The sequence below is a fragment of the Streptosporangium album genome, assembly GCF_014203795.1.
Lineage (GTDB): Bacteria > Actinomycetota > Actinomycetes > Streptosporangiales > Streptosporangiaceae > Streptosporangium > Streptosporangium album.
In genome coordinates, this window is sequence record NZ_JACHJU010000001.1 from 3,830,720 (window position 1) to 3,850,339 (window position 19,620).

Below are 19,620 nucleotides of genomic sequence, written 5' to 3' on the forward strand. Positions count from 1 at the left end.
AGGGAATGACTCGGATGGGCCTGGAGGTCGAGAGTCGATCGTCCGATTCGCCGTACATCGAGCGGGTGTGGCGGAGCAGCAGCTATGACGTCAACCGGATGACGTCGATTGCGACAGCGCATTGGGATCTGGTCTTCTGGGAGCACCGCGGTCAGGTCAACGTGGCTGTTCAAGGGCCGGAGTCGAGGGCAAGTCCGGCCCCTGTTCCCGAAGACGCCACGTTCTTCGGGATCAGCTTCTCACTCGGCACTTCGATGCCACATCTTTCGACCAATCGGCTCGTCGACGGTTTTGCAGAGATTCCCGATGCGACGCGCAGATCGTTCTGGCTGAAGGGTTCCGCCTGGCGCCTTCCCGACCACGACAATGCCGAGGTGTTCGTAGGGCGGATGGTGCGTGAGGGTGTTCTGGTCCGCGACCCGATCGTTGCCGCGGTGCTTCGTGGCGCGCCGCCGAACGTGTCCGAACGCACCATCCAGCGGCGCTTCGTGGCGGCAAGCGGACTCACCCGCGGTGCCATCCGGCAGATTAACCGTGCCAGGCAAGCGGCGGTCCTGATCCAGGAGGGTGTGCCAACCCACGATGTGATCCACCGACTCGGATACTTCGACCAACCGCACCTGGCGCGGTCGCTGACCCGTTATATCGGGCGGACCGCCACGCAGTTGAGCAATCGGGATCCGTCGGAGCCGCTGTCGCTTCTGTACAAGACCTGAGCACTCGTTCCCGCCTAACCTCCCAGCCGCAGCCATCGGGCCAGGCTCGAGCCAGGCACCGCCCTGGAACATGACGGAGAGCGCGCCGACCGGCTCGCTACTTCTCCACTCTCGGTACTCAACAAGGAGGTCGTCGTGAGGAAGCTGGTCGTGTCTGAGTTCGTCTCACTCGACGGAGTGATGCAGGCTCCGGGTGGCGAGCCGGGTTTCCGGCATGCCGGCTGGGTGCTGGAGCACTTCGCCCCCGAGCACGACACCCACCGGTACGAGGAGCTGCTGGAGACCTCGGCCCTGCTGCTCGGCCGTGTCACCTACGAGGGATTCTCCGCCGCCTGGCCCGAAGTGACGGGCGAGTTCGCCGACCGGATGAACGCGCTGCCCAAGTACGTGGTGTCCAGCACGCTGCACGAGCCGCTGGAGTGGAACGCCTCCCTCCTCAAGAGTGACCTGACCAGCGAGGTCGAGGCGCTCAAGCGCCAGGACGGCGACGGGCACATCTTCGTCCACGGTAGCCGCTCGCTCACCCAGGAGCTTCTGAAGCGGGGCCTTGTGGACGAGCTACGGCTCATGGTCTTCCCGGTGGTGCTGGGGTCGGGTGGGCGCCTGTTCCCCGGATCACCCGACAAGACCTCGCTGGCGCTGGTCGAGAGCCGCACCTTCGACTCCGGCGTGGTCGCGCTGACCTACGCCCGCAAGTAGACCGTAAGTGGTCCGCATCACCGAGAGAACCTAGAGATCAGCCATGACCACCGTCACCTCCAAGGACGGCACCCCCATCGCCTTCGAACGCCACGGCCCCGGCTGAGAGTGGAAGACCTCGGTACCGAACTTCGCGGGGAACTCGTCATGCCCGGACACCGCTGTGTGGGCGGGGACGGCGGAGTCGGCGGACGGCCAAGAGCATTCCGCCGATCACAAGGGTGATCAGCACGGCGGCGAACACTGCGAATTCCGACGGGTCACGTTCGTTGCAGCCGTCCACTTGGATGTATCCGTGCCCCCATTTTTCCTTTACGCGCCAGTCAGGCGAATCCGTGGGCATCACAGGAACAACCCCCAAGGCCCGATCTGGGAATTTTTATCCCATTCGAGCCTGGCTCTGCCAGATGCTGGTACGGCGGTACACCAATGGACCCGCTAGGTGAAATGCCGTTCAGCCGATGCCAACGGGATGTAGGGTCGGGATCTGGCGCGGTGGCGTCTCCTGGCGGTAGGACCTGAGGCCTTCGATTCCGCCGGTTTCCCGGACGGGTGTGCCACCTCAGTGACCATGACCAGGTTCGTGACTCCGTTTCCAGCTCCCGCCACCTCGAACCGTGCATGCGGTTCTCCCGCACACGGCTCACCGACGTCGTTCACCACCGGCATCCGGCCTCACCCGCCAGTCCTTAAAGGGTCTGAGCGGGACGACGATTCCATACATGCCGATCAGGCCGAGTTCGTTCGGAGACAAGACGACCAGCGCCCGCCATCCGAATCCTCTGCTGGCGCGGTGCTTCTTGCTGATGTATCTCGCCAGACGCATCCGCGCGTATTGCCTGATCTTGCTGAAGCGCTGGGCGGAGTGCCCATACCGGAAGTAGGCGATCCAGCCCCGCAGGAACAGGTTCACCTCTTCGGCGATCGCTTCTGGCCGCAACTTCCTGCGTCGGTCCGTCAACTCCCGGATCCGGTCGCGGGCATGCTGCATGGCCTTGTTCGCGGGCCAGCGAGCGAGGAACACGAAAGGTCGTTTCCCGTTGAACCCGGTCGATCGCACCAGCCGGTGGTGAAAGCCGAGGAAGTCGAAGCCTTCCCCGCCCACCTCCAGATGGACGATGCGGGTCTTGGCGGCCTTGGGCTCCAGCCCGAGTTCCGCCAGCAGCTCAGTTAAACGGGCCAAGGCCCGTTCGGCTTGGCTGCGTGACCAGCACATCACGGTGAGATCGTCGGCATAGCGGGTCAGGACCCCATCGGCCTCATCCCATGCCCGGTCGAGCCGGTGCAGGTAGACGTTGCACATGACGGGTGAAACCACCCCGCCTTGCGGAGTCCCGAGATCCTCGGTGCGCACCTGACCGCCCTCCATAACCCCCGCGCGCAGGATCACCCGCAGGAGGCCAAGCAGGGACTGGTCGCAGATGCGTTCCTCGATCGCGTGTATCAACTTGTCGTGCGGAATCGCCGAGAAGCAGTCGGCGATGTCCGTCTCGACCACCCACCGGCGACCTCGTCCGTACTCGTTCATGAGCACCTGCAAGGCGTCGTGGGCCGAGCGCTTCGGGCGGAACCCGAACGAGCAGTCGGCCATATCCGCCTCGAAGACCGGTTCGAACACAATCTTCACGGCGGCCTGCACGACCCGGTCCCGAACCGCAGGAATCGATAACGGCCGGTACTCGTCCTTCAACCCGGGCTTGGGGATCATGACCCGTCGCGCGGGCAAGGGACGGTAACGACCTTCCCGAAGTTCGGCGGCCACCTCATCGAGCAGCCGGGGTACCCCGTACTCCTCGACCTCGGCCAGGGTGATGTTGTCGATACCCGGTGCGCCGTTGTTGCTGCGCACCATCAGCCACACCCGCGCCAGGACGTCTCTGCGGTAGACCTTGTCCATCAGCGCGTGGAATCGACGTCCGGGGTCAGCCTTGGCCGCCCGGTACAGCGTGTGCTGCAAGGCTCGGACCGGATCTCGCGGAGAACGTCCACCAGACCTGCCAGCGGCGGGGATAGCCGAAACGGCACTCACCGGGCCCCTCCTCAACAGTCGCACGCATCGACGAAGTAGTGGCCCTTCCCATCACCGCCGGTTATGTTGTCCGTTCGGCTCAAGCGGTACTACGGCCACCTCCGACGCCCACCCGGCCGGCCATCCACTTCCCGAGGTCATCGGTTATAGGACGCCACGCTCCGATGACACATATCCGCAGGTCATCGGGCCGGGGAGGGCCTCCCCGGTTCCCGCCGCCACTATCGATACGTTCCGTGCCCCATACGCCGGGGAGTTCATGACGGCTGCGCTTCCAGGCTCTTGGCCGCTTCCATGGCCTTCACCCCGATTTCGAGGGGCTCGGCTCTCCCTTGTCCCACCCCGAAGGGCGGCTGAGTAACGACGCCGCAGGCTTCGCTTCATGCTACGGACCGCATCCTCGCTCCCCCTCTTACAGGGCCTATGACGCTGGGCTTCGACCCCGCCCGTTTCCAGACGAAACCGCCAGCCTGCTACCGGGCCTCCTGGCAGCTACCCGGACCGGACTCCCACCGGCAAGCGACGACGAGCTTACGAACAACAAGATCAACCGCTACGTCACGGCTTCACCTCCTGTTCTGCTGGGCGCACGAAAAGGGCTCAGCGGTGTCAACCGGATGCCCTCGCACCCCGTCTCTCCTGTGCCCCATCTGTCACAACAGGAGTTGCCTTGCGCATCCGCTCGATTCTCTCGGTCGCCGCCTTGGCCGGCAGCCTGACCTTGTTCTGTCAACCAGCGTATGCCGCCGTCTCCGAGGCGCCGCGGGGCTCGATCGTCGTCACCGACATTGTCGAGTACCAATGCACCACGACCGGCGTGGCCGAGAAACAAGACATCAAGGTCAAGGTCGAGCTGACGATGCCGGCCGGTGCCACGACGGGCAAGCAGATGATCATCGACTGGCACGGGACCTATCTCGACGACACCACTGCGTTGAGGGTGCCCACCGCGGGCCTGGCCGGCGGCACGAAGCTGTACGCCTACGCGTCCATCAGCGGGCTCACCGGGTTGACCTCCGCCACCGGGGTGGGCGAGCTCACGCTCAGCGCGGGTCAGATCGTTCCCCTGCCGTCGGCCGTGGTCTCCATGAGGGCCACCCCGTCCAACGCGGGCACCGCGACAGTACGGCCGGCCGCCATCAACTTCGGGACCAAGACCAGCGAACCGTCGATCCAGTGCAAGGTGCAGAACGCCGCCGCCCTGACGACCTCCACCCTCACCGTCGCTTCTGCAGACGGCCAGCCAACCGACTCTGTCCCGGTGCCCCCGAGCCCGCAGCCGACCCCTACCGTCACGACAACCGCAGACGGCCAGCCGACCGATTCCGTACCGGTGACCCCGAGATCGCAGCCGACCCCTACCGTCACGGCAACCGTGACTCAGGCCTCAGCGGCCGGGAACGGCAAGGTGATCAAGACTCCGTCAGGGGGAGCCGCGACCGGAGGCGGCGGTGAGTCCGGCCCCGACGGGCGAGCGCTCATAGCGACCGGCTTCCTGCTCACCCTCGCCGCCGCCATCGGACTCCTGCTACGCCGTCGTAGCCTCCCCGGAGGATGACCACTCAGCGCTCGCCTCTGGCCGGCCGCGCACACTGCAGACAGGTCTCCTTCGCCGATCCCGTAGACCTGGTGCTCAATGAACACCTCAAGCCCTGCCTGGGGAACCGGCCATTGGCTCTGCAGGTGAGAAGCAGCACCGCTTGTTGATGAGTTCGGGCACCACGTGCCGATCTGGGGCCAGCAGAATGTCTCTGAGTTCTGACACCGCCTCACGGCTGACCGGGCCGCAGATCTCCGGAACGACCATTGCCGAGAGGAACGCGATCATGACGCACCCGCTGCCCAATTCCCTCCACACTCAAGGCGCGGGTGGACCGGGTGACGCTCAAGGAGCACATGGTCGACGGCGCCGACGCCTTGGCTACCGTTCGCCGGCTCACCCCGTACTGTGCTCCATGGCCCGCCCGGACCTGCCCGCTCCCGCACGCCTGGGCTGCGACGGGTTCGCGACATGCTCCGGCCGCGTAGCGGCAACTGCCGGTAGGGCCTTCTCTGCCTCGGATCAGGGGATGGACGGGCGCGGGCCTGCGCAAGACCATCGCTGACAGGGGCATCCGCGGCTGGAGCGTTGGACCCTGCGATGATCACCGCATGCGTGTCATGTCAGGTCATACGCTCATACTGAACCTCTACCTCGGTGGTCACTTGAGCGTGTCGAGCGCGGCACGGGTGGTCGGCCGCTCGAACGAGGGCACGATGGTGTGGCTGTCGGCGGGCACGCCCACGTGGCAGGTGGAACTTCCCGAGGGCTCACATCTGCGGGACATCCCACCCGAGGAGCGTCCTGAGGACGGTTACCCGCTGAGGACGGGTCGGTGGCGTCCGCGTAACAACCTGGTGTATCTGCCTGTGGGCGCAGCCCATGCGGTTTGGTGGCTCTTCTCCGCCGATCTGGTCTTCGAGGGCTGGTACGTCAACCTGGAGCAGCGCCGGCAGAGGGGCGATGCTGTCGATGTGATCGACCATGAGCTCGACATCACCGTCGCCCCGGACCGGGTGTGGCAGTGGAAGGACGAGGAATCCTTCGCAGAGAAGATCGGGCATCCGGCTTACTGGTCGGCGGAGGAGGCGTCCGCTGTCCGCGCCGAAGGCGAGCGGGTGACGGGCTTGATCGAGGCGGGGGCCTTTCCCTTCGACGGGAGCTGGTGCGACTTCACCCCTCCGGCGACCTGGGGACTGCCTGGCCTCCCTACTGAGCCGCCGAGGATGATTCCGTGTCCGCCTTCGGTTGACGTTTTCCGCCGGGGCTCGACCCCGTAGTCGATGCGGCCGGTTGACCTTCTCGACCACCTTGCGTGGATGCACGACAGTTTTTCCGGGCTGACGCTGCGAGCTGAAACGCTGTCACGGCGATGATTCCGACGGGCACGATACAGCCATGGATCTAGGTTTTCGCGGTGAAGTGGCCGACTTCTATCACCGGTACCGACGCGGATATCCCCAAGCCGTTATCGATGCGCTGGTGGACGCGTTCAAGCTGACCAGGGATGACATCGTGGTCGATGTCGGTTGCGGAACCGGCCAGCTGACCTTGCCGATCGCCGATCGGGTGCGTGCGGTCGTCGGTGTGGATCCGGAACCGGACATGCTTCTCCGTGCTCGCCGCGCCGCGGGCGAGCAGGGCGTGGCCAACGCGGGCTGGATCGTCGGAGCCGACACCGACATTCCGATGCTGGGCGCGCTGCTCGGCAACCGGACCGTGGGCGCGGTGACCATCGGCCAGGCCTTGCACTGGATGAATCACGAGGAGTTGTTCCGCGCGCTGGTTCCGCTGGTACGCCCCGGCGGAGGTGTGGCCGTGGTGACCAACGGAGCGCCGCTGTGGCTGCAGGACACCGCCTGGTCGCAGGCGCTGCGCGGTTGTCTGGAGCAATGGCTGGGCCTCAGGCTCACCCGCACCTGCGGCACTGATGACGCCAGCGGGCGGCGGTACCGCGGCGGCCTGACCGCCGCGGGGTTCGACCTGAGCGAAACCAGCGTCGACTACGTCGACGAACTGGACCTCGACCAGATCGTCGGCGGCGTCTACTCGGCGCTTCCCGTTGACAGACTGCCCGCGCCAGATCAGCGACCGCTGTTCGCCGAACAGATCCGCCGCGCACTGGAGCAGCAGGCGCCGTTCACCGAGCACGTTCACGTGACGATGCTGATCGGCCGGATCGGAACCGGAGCCGGACTGTAGAGCGTCAGCCGGAGCCGTGGTGTCGACCGTCGAATCCAGGTGCGTGGTGTGGTGCTTGCGGATGTGCGCGGCACGTCGCCCGGGCGGCAGGTGCCGTCCGAATCGGTGACGCTCCCCGCCTCGACCGTGAAGGACACATCATCGGGTGCCTTCACCTCTCCGTCGCCCCAGACTTGGACCTGGGGCGGTCCGGGTATCGACCCAGGGCGTAGAAGATCAGTACGGTCAGCCGCTCCTGACTGTCCCGCAGGTCTTTCTGTGCCACGGCGATCAGCTCTGGCCAGACGAAATGGGAGGGGACGAGCAGGATCTGGTCATGCTCGGTCAGGGTGAGGTCGATCGGACGGGCGTCCTTCCGTAACCCCGGCGGCCGGATCACCACGTCGCCGGTGCTCTGGTCGACCCGCACGTGAGGCGAGAGCTCTTCCAACATCCGCGGCAGGCCGATGCCGGCCTGGGCGTCGATGAGGGGGCGTTGGCGGCCTTGTAGGTAGCCAGCCGCAGGTAGGTCTGATCGACATGGGACAGCCGATCGCGCCTCAGCGCCTTGGCGCCGCCGATGACCGGGGCCATCCCGACGTTGCAGCCGTGCGCCACCAGCAGTGCGGCGATCGAGATCGGTAGGTCGGCCGGCCGGCCCGCCGCCTCCACCGGGGTAGGGTGCGGCGGCGTCGTTCATGAGCGTGAGGGTGCTGCCGAAGGGCACCGAGGCGAAGTCGATGACGATGTCGGCCCGGTCCGCCGGGGCCATCAGCAGGTCCGTGCAGCGCAAGGCGTGATCGCGCAGGCCGCCGCCGATCCCGATGAGCCAGAACGGCAGCCGGGTCCGGCCGTCGCCGAACCACAGGTGGTAGAAGCGCGAGTTCGACGCGTTGAGCACACGCAGCCGGTAGCGGCGTGGCTCGACCGCCAGGAACGGGTAGGCCTTGCCGTTCACGATGGGCGTGTCTCCGAAGACCTCCGGGGACCAGATGGGGTGGTACGGGGTCACTCCCTTGGCGGGGTAGAAGAGCGAGCCGTCCCGGTTGAACGTGCGGTCCTGCACGATCAAGGGGACCTCGAAGCGTCCCTGCGGCAGGCCGAGCGTGTCCTCGGCCTGCTCCCGGATCACATAAACCCCGGCCAGTCCGGCGTAGTTGTTGAGCCGGGTGAGGTCCATCCCGTGGTCGTGGTACCAGAGCATGGTCGCCCGCTGGCGGTTGCCGTAGGCGTAGATCGCCTCGTTGGGCGCGGCTCCGGGCAGCGTGGCGTACAGGGGGCCGTGCAGCCCGTGGGGGGTGAACCACGCGGCCGGGTTGCCGTCCGACTGCGGGGGGTTCCATCCGCCGTGCAGGTGGACGACGTTCCACACGGTCACGTCGTGGGGCATGTCCAGGTGCCGGCCGCCAGGCGGATCCGGGGGAACGCCGCGTACCTGCCGCCAGAGGGTCTGATCGATCGAGCGCTGCAGCAGGTGCCTGGCCGGCAACTGGTTGCGGTAGCGGACGATCGACGGCCGGTCCCGCCGCGCCACCAGGGTCGGCCCCAGGCAGCCGAGCCCGGCGGCCCCGCTCCGGCCCGGCAGATCCGACGCCCAGAAACCCCAGGCGACAGTCACGCCGAGATTCGACACTGGACGGCGGCCGGTCAACCTCCCGCAAAGCCCGCCGCGCCGACCACACCGAGCGCCCGGCCCGCTGTTCCGAAGACGTCGCCCGCCACCGGCAGGCGACCCCCAGGGGCATGTCCGCCGATGCGTCAGGTGACGAGCAGTCCGCCGTCGACGAACAGGTCGTGGGCGTTGACGCCGGTGTTGCGGAGAAGGAAGTCAGTGGCGTCGACCACCTCCGACGTCGCCACGAGGCGCCCGATCGGGGTACGCGGTATGTGCGGGTGGTCGGGTACGTCGCGCCACTTCGGGGTGTCTCCGACCACGCCTGGGTGGATCGCGTTGACGCGGTGGGGTGCGATCTCCACGGCCAGGGTTTTCACCAGACCGGTGATACCTCCGTTGACGGCGGTCACCATGGTGGAACCGGGGTAGGGGCGTTCCTTGGCCAGGCCGCCGAAGAGCACGACCGACGCGCCGGGGGTGAAGCGGTCACGCAGGGTTCGCACTGTCTCGGTGCAGCCCACGAGTTTGATGGTCACAGTCTTGATGGCCTCGGCGATATCGAAGTCCGCGAGGGAGTTGACGCCCTGTTCGATGGCGGTGATCACCAGGTTGTCGACCGTGCGCACATCGACGAGTGCGGCGGCGATCGTCTCCGGCCGCGACAGGTCGACGGCCAGGCCTCGGGTCGTGCCGCCGATTTCGGCGGCCACGGTGTCGGCGCGCGCCGCGGTGCGGCTGGTGATGATGACGGTGTCGCCGCGGTCGGCGAATCGCTGCGCTACGGCGCGGCCCAGTCCGCTGCTTCCTCCGACGATGATTGAGGCGGTCATGATCCAGTGGTCCCTTCGGATCGGCAGGTCAGCCGACGGCTTCGTACGCCTTCCAGCATGCCCTTCCGGCCGGCTGTCCTCCAGGTCCATCTCCGTCGATGCCTGGATCACCGTACTCATCAGGGGTGTCCTCCTTGATCAGGAGTTACACCGAAAACCGGGCTCTGTCGCAGATTCGGTGGTGACGGAGCGTCAGCCCAAGAGGATCCGGTGACGGCCAGAAGCAGGTCCTAGAACTCAGCACGCTTCCGGGTGTCGAGAATGTGGCGCTGGCTCCGTCCCAGGGACACCAGCGGCCACGACGGGCCGCGCGACGGAGAAGGAGAACCACCATGATCGAACGGATGGACCACATGGGCATCGTCGTTGATGATCTCGCGGCCGCGGCTGAGTTCTTCGTCGAGCTCGGACTCGAGCTGCAGGGCGAGGGGCCGGTCGAGGGCCGGTGGGTGGATCGCGTCGTGGGGCTCGACGGCGTCCGGGCAGAAATCGCGGTCGTGCAGACCCCGGACGGCCATGGACGACTCGAGCTAACGACAACGGAGGGATAACCGTGCAACCGAACGAGATCACCGAGGTTCTGAACCGACCGATCAGCCGAGAACTGTTGGCCCGCGACCTGACCCGCTTGGCCTACGTCGCCAAGGACGGCACACCCCGCAATGTCCCGATCGGGTTCACCTGGAACGGCTCGGAGATCGTCATGTGCACTGCGAAGAACGCCCCGAAGCTCCCGGCCCTGCGCAAGAACCCGACGGTTGCCCTGACGATCGACACCGGTGCGTTCGCCCTACGACTCGAGAAGCGGCGATCCGACGCGGCTGGGTCTGGCTCACCACCGTGCCCTTCGCGCCTCGGACGCGAAGCGGCTCCCTGTGCCCATCTGTGGCGCCTCGGAGTGCGCGGAGTCTTTGAAGTCCGCCAGGAAATGTCGCGGTGGGATGTCGAGAACCCGCGCGCGGCTTCGTCCCCACAGTGAACACGGCCACAATGGGCCGTACCGCACTAAGGAGAACATGATGGCCAAGTACCTGCTGCTCAAGCACTACCGGGGTGCGCCGGCATCGGTCAACGACGTGCCGATGGACCAGTGGACGCCGGAGGAGCTTTCGGCCCACGTGCAGTACATGCAGGACTTCGCCGCTCGGCTCGAGGGCACCGGCGAGTTCGTCGACAGTCAGGCGCTCTCCCCGGAGGGCACGTTCGTCCGCCACGACGGCGAGGGGCGGCCGCCGGTCACCGACGGCCCGTTCGCGGAGACCAAGGACCTGATCGCCGGCTGGATGGTGATCGACGTCGAGACCTACGAGCGGGCGCTCGAGCTGGCCGGCGAGTTGTCCGCGGCTCCGGGTGCGGGTGGGAAGCCGATCCATGAGTGGCTCGAGGTGCGCCCGTTCCTGGCCGCGCCCCCGACCATCACGGAGTGACGCACGGTGGACGAGGCCCTGCTGCGGACCCTCACTCCCACCGTGATCGGCATCCTCGTCCGTCGCGGAGCCGACTTCGCGGCGGCCGAGGATGCCGTGCAGGACGCCCTGGTCGAGGCCGTGCGCGTGTGGCCGGACGACCCGCCGCGGGACCCCAAGGGCTGGCTGGTCACCGTGGCCTGGCGTAAGTTCCTCGACGCCGCCCGCGCCGATACCTCCCGACGGCACCGCGAGGTACGCGTCGAGGGCGAGCCCATGCCCGGCCCGGGCGAGGTGGTGGACGACACGCTCCAGCTGTACTTCCTGTGCGCGCGCCCGTCCCTGACACCGGCTTCGGCCGTCTCGCTCACGCTGCGCGCGGTCGGCGGCCTGACCACGCGTCAGATCGCGCAGGCCTACCTCGTGCCGGAGGCGACCATGGCCCAGCGGATCAGCAGGGCCAAGCGGACCGTCTCGGGCGTCCGGTTCAACCAGCCCGGTGACGTCGCCACAGTGCTGCGCGTGCTCTACCTGGTCTTCAACGAGGGCTACTCCGGCGACGTCGACCTCGCCGGCGAGGCGATCCGGCTCACTCGCCAGCTGGCGGCCAAGACCAACCATGAGGAGGTCGCGGGCCTGCTCGCGCTCATGCTGCTCCACCACGCACGGCGCCCGGCACGGACCGGCCCCGACGGCAGGCTCGTGCCTCTTGCCGAGCAGGACCGCAGCCTGTGGAACACCCGCCTGATCGGCGAGGCCGACGGCCCGCGGGCCGGCCTGGCGGGGCTCGACCCCGCCCTGCCCCGCCACGCCGCCGTCGCGGCGTACCTACACGAGCGTGACGGTGACCCAGTGACCGCAGCACGGCTCTACGCCGAAGCTGCCCGATCGGCGCCCAGCCTCCCCGAACGCGACCACCTCACGCGACAGGCCGCACGGCTCAACGCGCAACTGCGCAGTTGAGCGGCGGGCGGCAGGCATGCACCGACCCGATAGGGACGGTCTGCTCACCCTGTTGGCTGGCCGGACCGCGTCACTTGCCGTTCAAGTCTCACTTGTCGAAGTCTCCGCCCTTGAGATCCCCGTGTTCTCAGGGCTTCTTGCGTCGACTGAAACGCTCATGGCTTCGCCGTCCCGGACCACAGCAAAACGATCGTGGCCTGACAGGCAGCCCGGTCGCCCCGCTTCGCCGGCACCGCGGAAATGAGAAACCCTTGCCGGGAAGGGCTTCTCGACATCGCCGACAAGATCGAAGTAGCTCCGATTGGGGCGAGTTACGCTTCGCGAAAATCGGCGCTAACTTGGCTTCCGTGGCTCATTCGCATTGGACCATATCTCCTCTTTCCTACTGAAAGCAGTCAATGTGCATCAGAACGGGCAGCGCGTCGGTGACATGCTGGCTGAGAGCATCCGGTCGCTCTCCGAACCGGAGAGTCCGTTGGAATCGGCGGAGGAGACGCTGGGGGGAAGCGGCCAGGCGGCGGGCGGGCATGTGAGCGTCCTGGTCGGTCCGGACGGACGGCTGCGTGAGCTGAACCTCAATCCGCGGGTGATGCGGATGGCGTCGGAGGACCTCGCACGGGAGGTCCTCATGGCGGTGAACGCGGCCATCGACGACCTCCGTGCGGGCATCCCCGGCCTGGAGCCGGCGGTGATCCCGGATCTCCGGAAGCTCGCGGAGAGCCTGGACGGCGTTCACGCCGACGTGCTGAGCCGCCTGGACGAGTTCGCGTCGGGGATCGAGTCGACCGTACGACGGCTGGAGGAGCGGTGACCGCGAGCTACGGGATGGACGTCTCGCACGCCGACTTTCGGAGCACGGGCACGGGTCTCTCCGAGACCGGCGCGAGCCGCCTGGAAGAGGTGCGGGCCCTGCGCGCCTATTTGGAGGGAGAGGGCGATCCCTGGGGTGACGACGACGAGATGGGGGGCATGGTCGGCGCGGCCTATCGCGCGGTGACCCAGCACGCGCTGGACGTCTATGAGGCGCTGGCGGAGCGTCATGTGACGACGGGCGGTGGCGTGGAGCTCATGGCCGCGGACTACCGGTCGGCGGAGTGGCGGAGCGCGGAGGAGGCCGACCGGATCATGCGAGCCGCCCAGCGGCTGTGACGCCGGCTACCGCCGGAGATCGGCGGGTGGCAGGATCACGCCGACCGGCCCGGAAGGGTTGATCGCGATGCCGACGTCGGCGGGCAGCAGTGCGACCAGATCGCCGCCGTGGATCCGTTGCCAGCCCGTGGAACTCTCCGGGAGCTCGTCCGGCAGGTGGACCTGCGTCGTGTAGGCGAACGCCGCCCGGCCCTCACCCGTGTCGAACACGGGAATGCCGCCACCCGGGCCTGCGGCGACGATCACGTCGGCCTCCAGGAGGAGCGGGGTGATGTCCTGCCCGGTGGCGTAGCCGGTCAGGCTGAGCTGGACGGCCCTGTCGACGGGGTCGGTCGGTTCGGGATAGCCGAGCGCCACCGGCGAGGGCCGGTGGTTCGGATTACGGCGGAACTCACCGGTGATCTCGCCCGCCGCGTCGACCTGCCACGCGCCGACGATGCCGTACGGCGGGACCTCGCCGTCGGGGTCGAAGAAGGGATCGACCGCGTAGAGCCAGGCTCCGGGGCTGCGTCGGGCCTGTTCCCGCAGCTCGTCCGTGAGAGGCGGAGGTGGTGGGGCATCGTTCACGGAGATCCTCCTGATCACGCCTGAGGGTAGCCGGGTCACGGGTCGAAGCGGGGGTTGGGGATGAAGTTCTCCGGTGTTTTGGGCACCCCCTCCGGCCAGGCGCCGGAGATGTATCGCCGATGCACACCGCCGGGGAAGGCGACCTCCTGCTCGTGGCCCAGCCGGGCGGTCGCCTCCGGAAGAGTCCGCTGGATGTCGATCCCGCCGGGGGCGTCCACCTCATAGACGTGGCGCCGCACGAAGACGTTGTCGATGTCCCTGCGGGAGCTGGTCGCCACGAAGGCGGAGGGGGTGGACTTGTTCACGTGGTCGTACAGGTTGGTGGCGGACGGATCCTGCGGGTGCAGTCCGTGCTCGAACACCTCGTCCGGCGCCCTGTTGTCGGCACGGTAGAGCAGCTCGCGCTCCCTGCGCCACATCGGATAAGGAGTGATCTTCTTCACGTCGACGCTCTTGTCGGCGGCCGACTCCAGGTAGTTGTCCGGACCGCGGACGGGCATGGGCGGACGCTTCGGGGGCCGGGGCGCCCCGGACCCTCCCCGCACGGGAGGTTTTCGCAGGAGGGCCGAGGCCCGGTTGAAGAGGCGGACCACGCTCCGTTGCAGCAGGTCGACCACCTTGCGGATGATCTGCCGTACGGCCAGGCGGGCGTTGCCCACGACGGCGGGAACGGCCGTGAGGGAGACTCCGGCCGTGGGGCCCGAGGCCGCGGCGAGCCGGCACAGGTTCTGCGCGAGCCGTATCAGGACGACGATCAGCGCCACCTTCATGGCGAGCACGGCCATGGCCGAGATCTGCTGGGCGCAGCCGATGAGCAGTGCGGCGGCGATCGCGTCGCCGGACCGGCTCGAGGTGTCTCGCCAGTCCTCGTCGAATGCCCTGACGCCGTCGCCGTCGTTTCGGGACGTGGTCCGGGCGGCATGCGTGTCGGCGGCCGACGAACTGCGGCTCAGCGCTGTCGCGAACGTGATCCACCGCTGTCCGGACTCGTACAACGTGTCCTCGTTGACCGGTGACCAGAATCCGACAAGGTTGAGAACGGTGGCGAGCTCGGCCGGAGGCTGCAGTGCCACGGCGATCTATGAACTCAGCGGCCGGCGGTGCGGTTGACAGGGCCGGACTCGCCTGTCGCACTCTCGAAGATCCGGCTGAGGACCGCCTCCGTATTCCTGGCCCGCCGTACCGTCGCACCGGGACCGTCGACATGCTGCATGAGGCAGGCCTCCTCGCCGAGTGCCCTTCTCCGTGACGTCGCCGATTCAGGATGGAGGTCCTGGGCCACGTGGGGGCAACTTCCGTGATCTTATCGGTAGGTTCCCCCGAGCTCAGGCCTGTCGCCTCCGGGCCGGCCCGGTTCGGGTCGCCGCCGTCACCGATGCCCGGGTCAGTCGCGGACGGCGCAGAGGAGGCGGTTGTTGCCGCGCTGCCAGAGGGTGCCGATCTCGGCGAATCCGGTATTGCGGAGGGCGTCGACATGTGCGGAGAGCAGGGGGGACTCCGAGCCGTGGTGGTCGGCGCCCGCGGTGGTGCGTGCGGCGTTGAGCTCGGCGAAGGCGGGATCGGCGGCGACCGCGTCCCACCACTGGCTCCAGTCTTCGGGGCGTCCGCCGGCGAACGCGCGCTCGGTCTCCCGATCGTGCACGGCGCGTTCGAGGCGGGCGATGGCCGGGGCGGTGTCGTCGGTCTCCATGTGGTCACCGTTGAGCAGGAGCCCGCCCGGACGGAGCACGGTCGCCAGCTCGGCGTACACCTTCGCGAGATCCGGTCCGGAGATCCAGTGCAGCGCGGTGGTGCTCACCGCGACGTCGGCCGGCCGCTCCAGGCCCAGGGACTCGGTCCACCCGGGTGTGCGCAGGTCGAGGGAGACGAACCTGAGATGAGGGTAGGCGGCCCGGCCGAGGCCGAGCAGCAGCGGGTCCGCGTCGACCGAGACCACCGTCGTCTCGGGCAGCCGCTCCAGGAGGCGGGCGGACAGTGAGCCCGGTCCGCAGCCGAGGTCGATGACCAGCGGGTCGGGGCGGCCCGCCGCTTCGACGGCGTCGATCAACGCGGTGAATCGCTCCTCGCGGTCGGGCAGATAGCCCTCCTGCTGGCGGTCCCAGCGTGCGATCCACTCGAGTGCGGCATCGTGGGTGAGCACAATCGTCTCCTTGTGACTGTCGTCTAAGCTTGTGGCAGTCACAAACTAAAACACGAGAATGTAACTGGTCAAGTGGATTTCAACAGTCACGCCGATGCGATCGTCCGGATGGCGGTGGGGTTGGTCAACGAGCTGACCCCGGGAGAGCGGCGAGGCCGAGCCTTCCCGCCGCCGCGCGATCTCGCCGCCGCCGCCACCGAGGGCCTGCGGACCGGCTACCCGAGCCACCGGGAGGTCGCCGAGGGGGAGGCCTGTGACCTCGTCGAGATCGCGGCGCGGTTGCGCATGGTCTTCGACGCCGTCGCAACGGGAGACATCGACACGGCGGCCCTGCAGGTCAACGGACTCCTTGAGGAGACCCGCGCCCGGCCGCTGCTCGAACGGCACGACGGGGAGCCGTGGCACCTGCACTTTCACGGTTCCGGCGGCACCATGGCCGGCGACTTGGCGGCGAGCTGCGCCACCGGGCTGGCGATCGTGCTGGGGAGCGAGTTCCACGACCGTCTCGGTGTGTGCACGGCACCGCACTGCGACCGGGTCTACGTGGACGTCTCCCGCAACGGCACCCGCCGGTTCTGCGGCACCGCCTGCCAGAACCGCGTCAAGACCGCGGCCTTCCGTGCCAGAGGCAGAGTCCCGTGAGGTCACTCATGGCGGCCCTCCGGCTAGCCGAGCCTCAGCTCTGGGCTATGTCGATGTCCCCCGTGGCGCTGGTGACCCGGACCGAGCGCGGGGCGGCGGGGTCGTCGACGATGCCGATCCGCTCGCTCCCCGTGACGGTGCCGGTCACGACGTGGTAGGCACCCCGCGGCAGCCGTACCACGCCGTCGCCGGTGCCGGTCCGCACCTCGACCGCATCGGGCGGGCCGCTGAAGACGAGTCTCACCTCGCCGGTGCCGGACGAGGCGGTGACCCGCCTGCCCGACAGGTTGTCGGCTTCGACGGGGCCGGCTCCCGCCCGCGCCTCCACCGTGCCCGACAGCGCGTGCAACGTGACCGCCCCCGCTCCGGCGTCGGCCCTGACCTCAAGGCCGTGCGGGATCTCCACCCGGTAGTCCACCACGCACATCCGGTCGTGCCACGTGTCGTCGCCGGACGGGCAGGTGTAGTCCAGCGTCAGCGTGCCGCCGTCCACGGGGTGCCTGGTGACGGGCTTGTGGCCTTTCCACCGGAGGCTTTCGGTGACCCGGACGCCTGACCTGGCGCTCTCCGTCATCTCGATGTTTCCGGCCCCGGTCGCCACCCGCAGTGCGGTCAGCTCGCCGGTCACGTCGTAGGAGACGGTCTCATGCCGCTCCGCGCCGGCGCCCACCTCCGCCGGGCCTTCGAAACCACCCACCTGCACCGGGTCGCAACCCACCAGCACCAGACCGGATGCGAGCAGTGCTACTGCGATGGCTGTCATTTTCCCGTCCTCGCGGTATCGATCTTCCGCCGGGCCGTACGGCCGCCGCCTACGGGAAGTCCCCCAGGTGCCTCGAAGGTATTCCGGGCCGGCCGGTCGAGGACGGGGTTCCGGAGTGTGGCAAGGAACGTTTTACCTACTCGGGGGCCGGCCGGGACAGCCCCGGGCCCGGGAGAGGAGTCATCACCAGCACATGCGCGGGAGATCGCCGCTGTGGCGCCGTGATCTCCACATCCGTCCCTCTCTGGGTCCATGCCAGTTCCGTGCGTCCGTCCGCGCCGAGAAGTTCGACAGGGGTGCCCGGAGAGAGCGTCAGGTCACGGATGACGAGAGTCCCGGGGAGGCCGTCGGCGAGCACGGTGGCGTAGACGGTGGTGTCCTTGCAGGTGAAGTGGACGGGGTGGCCGTCCGGAGTGGCCGTCCGGGTCCGGGTCCACGGGCGCGTCGCGAAGATCGCCTGACCGTTGGTCTCCAGCCACGCGCCGAGCTCGCGGAGTGGCTGCTGCTGCATCTCGGGGATGCGGCCGTGTCCGTCGGGGCCGACGTTGATGAGCAGGTTGCCGCCCTTGCTGACCACGTCGACCAGCAGGCGGACGAGTGCGGTGCCGGTGAGCATGTCGGCGGCGCTCTCCTGGGCGTTGTAGCCGAAGGAGGTGCCCAGGCCCCGGGTCAGCTCCCAGGCATGGGGGAGAGCGGTCTCGGGGGAGCTGTACTCGTGGGTCTGGACGTCGTAGTGGAAGGTCGGAACCGGGGTGGGCAGCTGCCTGCCGCCGCGGGCCAGAAGCTTCAGCGTCGTGGCGATGAAGCGGAGGTAGAGGCGGCGAGCGAGGCGGTTGCGCGGCATCTTCACCTGGGTCCAGCGGTCGTTGACCACCCCCTCGGCGACGGAGTCGTAGTAGTGGGCGAAGAGTTCGTGCGGGTCCTGCTCCGCGGGCCAGCCCATGTCGTTCCAGAGGATGGACGGCTGGTAGGCGTCGATCAGCTCCCGCCACTGCGCCGTGGCGTATCGCGCGTACTCCTCACCGAGCGCCTGATGCTCCATGAGGTCGGTCATGGTGCGGATCGGCCTGTCGGTGAAGGTCCAGTCGATGCCGCCCGCGTAGTAGAGCCCCATCCGGAGTCCCTGTGCTCTGACGGCGCTGGTGAGATCGCCGACGAGGTCCCGCCGCACCCGGTAGTCGGCGGGCATGCGGGGGTTGGGCACCTTGGTGGGCCACAGGGGGTATCCGTCCAGGTGTCTGGTGACCATGACCACGTACTGGGCGCCCGTGCCGGCGAAGAACCGGGCCCAGTCGCCGAGGTCGGTCTCTGCGGCGACGGTGTCGAACCGGTCACGGAAGCGGGTGTAGGGGAAGTCGTCGCCGTACGTCGCTCTGTGGTGCCGGGCGGTCGGTGAGCCGGGCACGCGCAGCGCGTTGAGGTACCACTCGGCGTAGGGGATGTTGCCCCGGGTGTCCTTCATCGCGGTCAGGTCGCGCATGAAGGAGGTGAAGTCGCCGGCCGCCGGATCGGCGAAGGCGGGGACCGAGTAGAGGCCCCAGTGGAGGAAGATGCCCAGCTTCGCGTCCTGATACCAGCCGGGGATCGGGCGGGCGCCGAGCGAGGCTCTGTCCGGCAGGTGGGTCACGGTGCTTCTCCCGGGGTGTGAACGGCTGTCATGAGGCGGACCAGGGTGCGCAGTTCCTTTCCGTAGGCATCCAGGTCGAGCCCGGGATCCACGGTGAGCGCGCCGAGGATCCCGTCGCGCAGGGAGCGGATCGCGATCGCGACGGACCTGGGGTCGAACTGCCGGAACTGCCCCTGCCGCTGGCCCCGGGCCAGGAGGTCCTCAAGCGCGTCGAGGTCCGCGCGCGCGACCGCGGCGGAGGCGGCCGCCCCGTTCTCGGTGGCGCGGGAGCCGGCGGCGATGTCCAGTACGGCCAGCAGGTGTTTGCGGTGCGACCGGATGAAACCGACGTTGGCGCCGACGAAGGCGTCCAGTGCGTCGGCGGGGGTCGGCTGGGCGTCCACGAGCGGGCCGACGTGACCGGCGAACGCGGCCATGACCTCCCCGACGACGGAGTTGATCAGATCCTGCCGGTTGGCGAAGTGGTAGGTGATCAATCCGGTGCTGCTCAGCCCGGCCTGCTTGGCGATCTTGGCGAAGGACGCCCCCGCGGAGCCGACCTCGGCGATCACCTCGACGGCCGCCTCGATGATCTGGGCACGCCGCGCCTGCTCGGTGAACGTCCGTTGCTCACCTGGACGAAAATTAGCTTGCATGAGCAAAGTCTAGGGTGTGACGGATGCGGACCTTCCCTCAGGACGGCACCGGTCCGCACCGGACAGCCCTGCCGATCCCGTCGGCTCCCTGGCCGCTCTGGAGCATGGGGGACAATCG

Annotated in this window: 22 protein-coding genes; 12 read left to right on the forward strand and 10 right to left on the reverse strand. The window is 68.1% G+C overall.

Going from position 1 to position 19,620, the window contains the following annotated elements; translation table 11 throughout:
• The first annotated feature begins 14 nt into the window (after positions 1-14).
• Together FHR32_RS18485 and FHR32_RS18490 are read left to right on the forward strand one after the other, a co-directional pair.
• On the forward strand, positions 15-716 hold the full coding sequence (locus tag FHR32_RS18485; RefSeq protein WP_184755436.1) for a helix-turn-helix domain-containing protein: 702 nt from the start codon (positions 15-17) through the stop codon (positions 714-716).
• Between the two features lie 135 nt (positions 717-851).
• A complete protein-coding gene (locus tag FHR32_RS18490; protein ID WP_184755437.1) occupies positions 852-1,415 on the forward strand; it encodes a dihydrofolate reductase family protein in 564 nt (187 codons plus the stop codon).
• A gap of 643 nt (positions 1,416-2,058) precedes the next feature.
• Here the strand turns inward: FHR32_RS18490 and ltrA are convergent.
• Positions 2,059-3,372, reverse strand: a complete 1,314-nt coding sequence (gene ltrA / locus FHR32_RS18495; protein WP_221465459.1) for a group II intron reverse transcriptase/maturase — start codon at positions 3,370-3,372, stop codon at positions 2,059-2,061.
• Positions 3,373-4,114: 742 nt separating this feature from the next.
• Between ltrA and FHR32_RS18500 the strand changes: the two genes are divergently transcribed.
• The 3 genes from FHR32_RS18500 to FHR32_RS18510 all read left to right on the forward strand — a co-directional run bounded on the left by FHR32_RS18500 (position 4,115) and on the right by FHR32_RS18510 (position 7,186).
• Positions 4,115-5,002 (forward strand): hypothetical protein, encoded by an 888-nt coding sequence (locus FHR32_RS18500; RefSeq protein WP_184755439.1) that lies wholly within the window; start codon positions 4,115-4,117, stop codon positions 5,000-5,002.
• Between the two features lie 593 nt (positions 5,003-5,595).
• On the forward strand, positions 5,596-6,264 hold the full coding sequence (locus FHR32_RS18505; protein ID WP_184755440.1) for a ribonuclease FAU-1 family protein: 669 nt from the start codon (positions 5,596-5,598) through the stop codon (positions 6,262-6,264).
• A gap of 118 nt (positions 6,265-6,382) precedes the next feature.
• Positions 6,383-7,186 (forward strand): class I SAM-dependent methyltransferase, encoded by an 804-nt coding sequence (locus tag FHR32_RS18510; RefSeq protein ID WP_184755441.1) that lies wholly within the window; start codon positions 6,383-6,385, stop codon positions 7,184-7,186.
• Between the two features lie 151 nt (positions 7,187-7,337).
• Here the strand turns inward: FHR32_RS18510 and FHR32_RS47695 are convergent, their stop codons facing one another.
• Together FHR32_RS47695 and FHR32_RS18520 are read right to left on the reverse strand one after the other, a co-directional pair.
• Positions 7,338-8,783, reverse strand: coding sequence for a cupredoxin domain-containing protein (locus FHR32_RS47695; protein WP_246466197.1), 1,446 nt, complete (start codon positions 8,781-8,783; stop codon positions 7,338-7,340).
• Between the two features lie 140 nt (positions 8,784-8,923).
• On the reverse strand, positions 8,924-9,610 hold the full coding sequence (locus tag FHR32_RS18520) for an SDR family oxidoreductase (protein ID WP_184755442.1): 687 nt from the start codon (positions 9,608-9,610) through the stop codon (positions 8,924-8,926).
• A 332-nt stretch (positions 9,611-9,942) separates the two neighbouring features.
• Between FHR32_RS18520 and FHR32_RS18525 the strand changes: the two genes are divergently transcribed.
• The 6 genes from FHR32_RS18525 to FHR32_RS18550 all read left to right on the forward strand — a co-directional run bounded on the left by FHR32_RS18525 (position 9,943) and on the right by FHR32_RS18550 (position 13,128).
• Complete coding sequence (locus FHR32_RS18525; protein ID WP_246466198.1) at positions 9,943-10,161, forward strand: VOC family protein; 219 nt, start codon at positions 9,943-9,945, stop codon at positions 10,159-10,161.
• Between the two features lie 2 nt (positions 10,162-10,163).
• Entirely contained in the window at positions 10,164-10,589 is a 426-nt protein-coding gene (locus FHR32_RS43020; protein ID WP_312882452.1) for a pyridoxamine 5'-phosphate oxidase family protein, read from the forward strand.
• Between the two features lie 40 nt (positions 10,590-10,629).
• On the forward strand, positions 10,630-11,037 hold the full coding sequence (locus tag FHR32_RS18535) for a YciI family protein (RefSeq protein ID WP_184756588.1): 408 nt from the start codon (positions 10,630-10,632) through the stop codon (positions 11,035-11,037).
• Positions 11,038-11,043: 6 nt separating this feature from the next.
• A complete protein-coding gene (locus tag FHR32_RS18540) occupies positions 11,044-11,979 on the forward strand; it encodes an RNA polymerase sigma factor (RefSeq protein WP_184755443.1) in 936 nt (311 codons plus the stop codon).
• Positions 11,980-12,379: 400 nt separating this feature from the next.
• Positions 12,380-12,790, forward strand: a complete 411-nt coding sequence (locus FHR32_RS18545) for a YbaB/EbfC family nucleoid-associated protein (RefSeq protein ID WP_184755444.1) — start codon at positions 12,380-12,382, stop codon at positions 12,788-12,790.
• Positions 12,787-13,128: a hypothetical protein gene (locus FHR32_RS18550; RefSeq protein ID WP_184755445.1), complete on the forward strand. Its 342-nt coding sequence runs from the start codon at positions 12,787-12,789 to the stop codon at positions 13,126-13,128. The genes FHR32_RS18545 and FHR32_RS18550 overlap by 4 nt, the downstream gene beginning before the upstream one ends.
• A gap of 6 nt (positions 13,129-13,134) precedes the next feature.
• Here FHR32_RS18550 and FHR32_RS18555 read toward each other — a convergent pair whose 3' ends face one another.
• From FHR32_RS18555 to FHR32_RS18565, 4 genes are all read right to left on the reverse strand, one after another.
• Complete coding sequence (locus FHR32_RS18555) at positions 13,135-13,695, reverse strand: type VII secretion system-associated protein (RefSeq protein WP_184755446.1); 561 nt, start codon at positions 13,693-13,695, stop codon at positions 13,135-13,137.
• 35 nt (positions 13,696-13,730) lie between these two features.
• On the reverse strand, positions 13,731-14,768 hold the full coding sequence (locus tag FHR32_RS18560) for a scabin-related ADP-ribosyltransferase (RefSeq protein ID WP_184755447.1): 1,038 nt from the start codon (positions 14,766-14,768) through the stop codon (positions 13,731-13,733).
• A gap of 14 nt (positions 14,769-14,782) precedes the next feature.
• Positions 14,783-14,908 carry a hypothetical protein gene (locus FHR32_RS46035; protein ID WP_281390877.1) on the reverse strand — a complete coding sequence of 42 codons (126 nt, stop codon included), beginning with the start codon at positions 14,906-14,908 and terminating at the stop codon, positions 14,783-14,785.
• Between the two features lie 171 nt (positions 14,909-15,079).
• Entirely contained in the window at positions 15,080-15,835 is a 756-nt protein-coding gene (locus tag FHR32_RS18565) for a class I SAM-dependent methyltransferase (protein ID WP_184755448.1), read from the reverse strand.
• Between the two features lie 72 nt (positions 15,836-15,907).
• Between FHR32_RS18565 and FHR32_RS18570 the strand changes: the two genes are divergently transcribed.
• A complete protein-coding gene (locus FHR32_RS18570) occupies positions 15,908-16,477 on the forward strand; it encodes a CGNR zinc finger domain-containing protein (RefSeq protein WP_184755449.1) in 570 nt (189 codons plus the stop codon).
• Between the two features lie 34 nt (positions 16,478-16,511).
• Here the strand turns inward: FHR32_RS18570 and FHR32_RS18575 are convergent, their stop codons facing one another.
• The 3 genes from FHR32_RS18575 to FHR32_RS18585 all read right to left on the reverse strand — a co-directional run bounded on the left by FHR32_RS18575 (position 16,512) and on the right by FHR32_RS18585 (position 19,502).
• Positions 16,512-17,240: a DUF4097 family beta strand repeat-containing protein gene (locus FHR32_RS18575; RefSeq protein WP_184755450.1), complete on the reverse strand. Its 729-nt coding sequence runs from the start codon at positions 17,238-17,240 to the stop codon at positions 16,512-16,514.
• Positions 17,241-17,376: 136 nt separating this feature from the next.
• A complete protein-coding gene (locus tag FHR32_RS18580; protein ID WP_184755451.1) occupies positions 17,377-18,867 on the reverse strand; it encodes an alpha-L-fucosidase in 1,491 nt (496 codons plus the stop codon).
• Positions 18,864-19,502: a TetR/AcrR family transcriptional regulator gene (locus FHR32_RS18585; RefSeq protein WP_184755452.1), complete on the reverse strand. Its 639-nt coding sequence runs from the start codon at positions 19,500-19,502 to the stop codon at positions 18,864-18,866. Before FHR32_RS18585 ends, FHR32_RS18580 begins: the two co-directional genes overlap by 4 nt.
• Between the last annotated feature and the right edge of the window lie 118 nt (positions 19,503-19,620).

Bases quoted from the DNA above. Each gene is read 5' to 3' on its own strand.
- FHR32_RS18485 (WP_184755436.1), top strand. From the start codon at position 15: ATGGGCCTGGAGGTCGAGAGTCGATCGTCCGATTCGCCGTACATCGAG.
- FHR32_RS18535 (WP_184756588.1), top strand. From the start codon at position 10,630: ATGGCCAAGTACCTGCTGCTCAAGCACTACCGGGGTGCGCCGGCATCG.
- FHR32_RS18510 (WP_184755441.1), top strand. From the start codon at position 6,383: ATGGATCTAGGTTTTCGCGGTGAAGTGGCCGACTTCTATCACCGGTAC.
- FHR32_RS18520 (WP_184755442.1), bottom strand. From the start codon at position 9,610: ATGACCGCCTCAATCATCGTCGGAGGAAGCAGCGGACTGGGCCGCGCC.
- FHR32_RS18585 (WP_184755452.1), bottom strand. From the start codon at position 19,502: ATGCAAGCTAATTTTCGTCCAGGTGAGCAACGGACGTTCACCGAGCAG.
- FHR32_RS18525 (WP_246466198.1), top strand. From the start codon at position 9,943: ATGATCGAACGGATGGACCACATGGGCATCGTCGTTGATGATCTCGCG.
- FHR32_RS18575 (WP_184755450.1), bottom strand. From the start codon at position 17,240: ATGACAGCCATCGCAGTAGCACTGCTCGCATCCGGTCTGGTGCTGGTG.
- FHR32_RS18505 (WP_184755440.1), top strand. From the start codon at position 5,596: ATGCGTGTCATGTCAGGTCATACGCTCATACTGAACCTCTACCTCGGT.
- FHR32_RS46035 (WP_281390877.1), bottom strand. From the start codon at position 14,908: ATGCAGCATGTCGACGGTCCCGGTGCGACGGTACGGCGGGCCAGGAAT.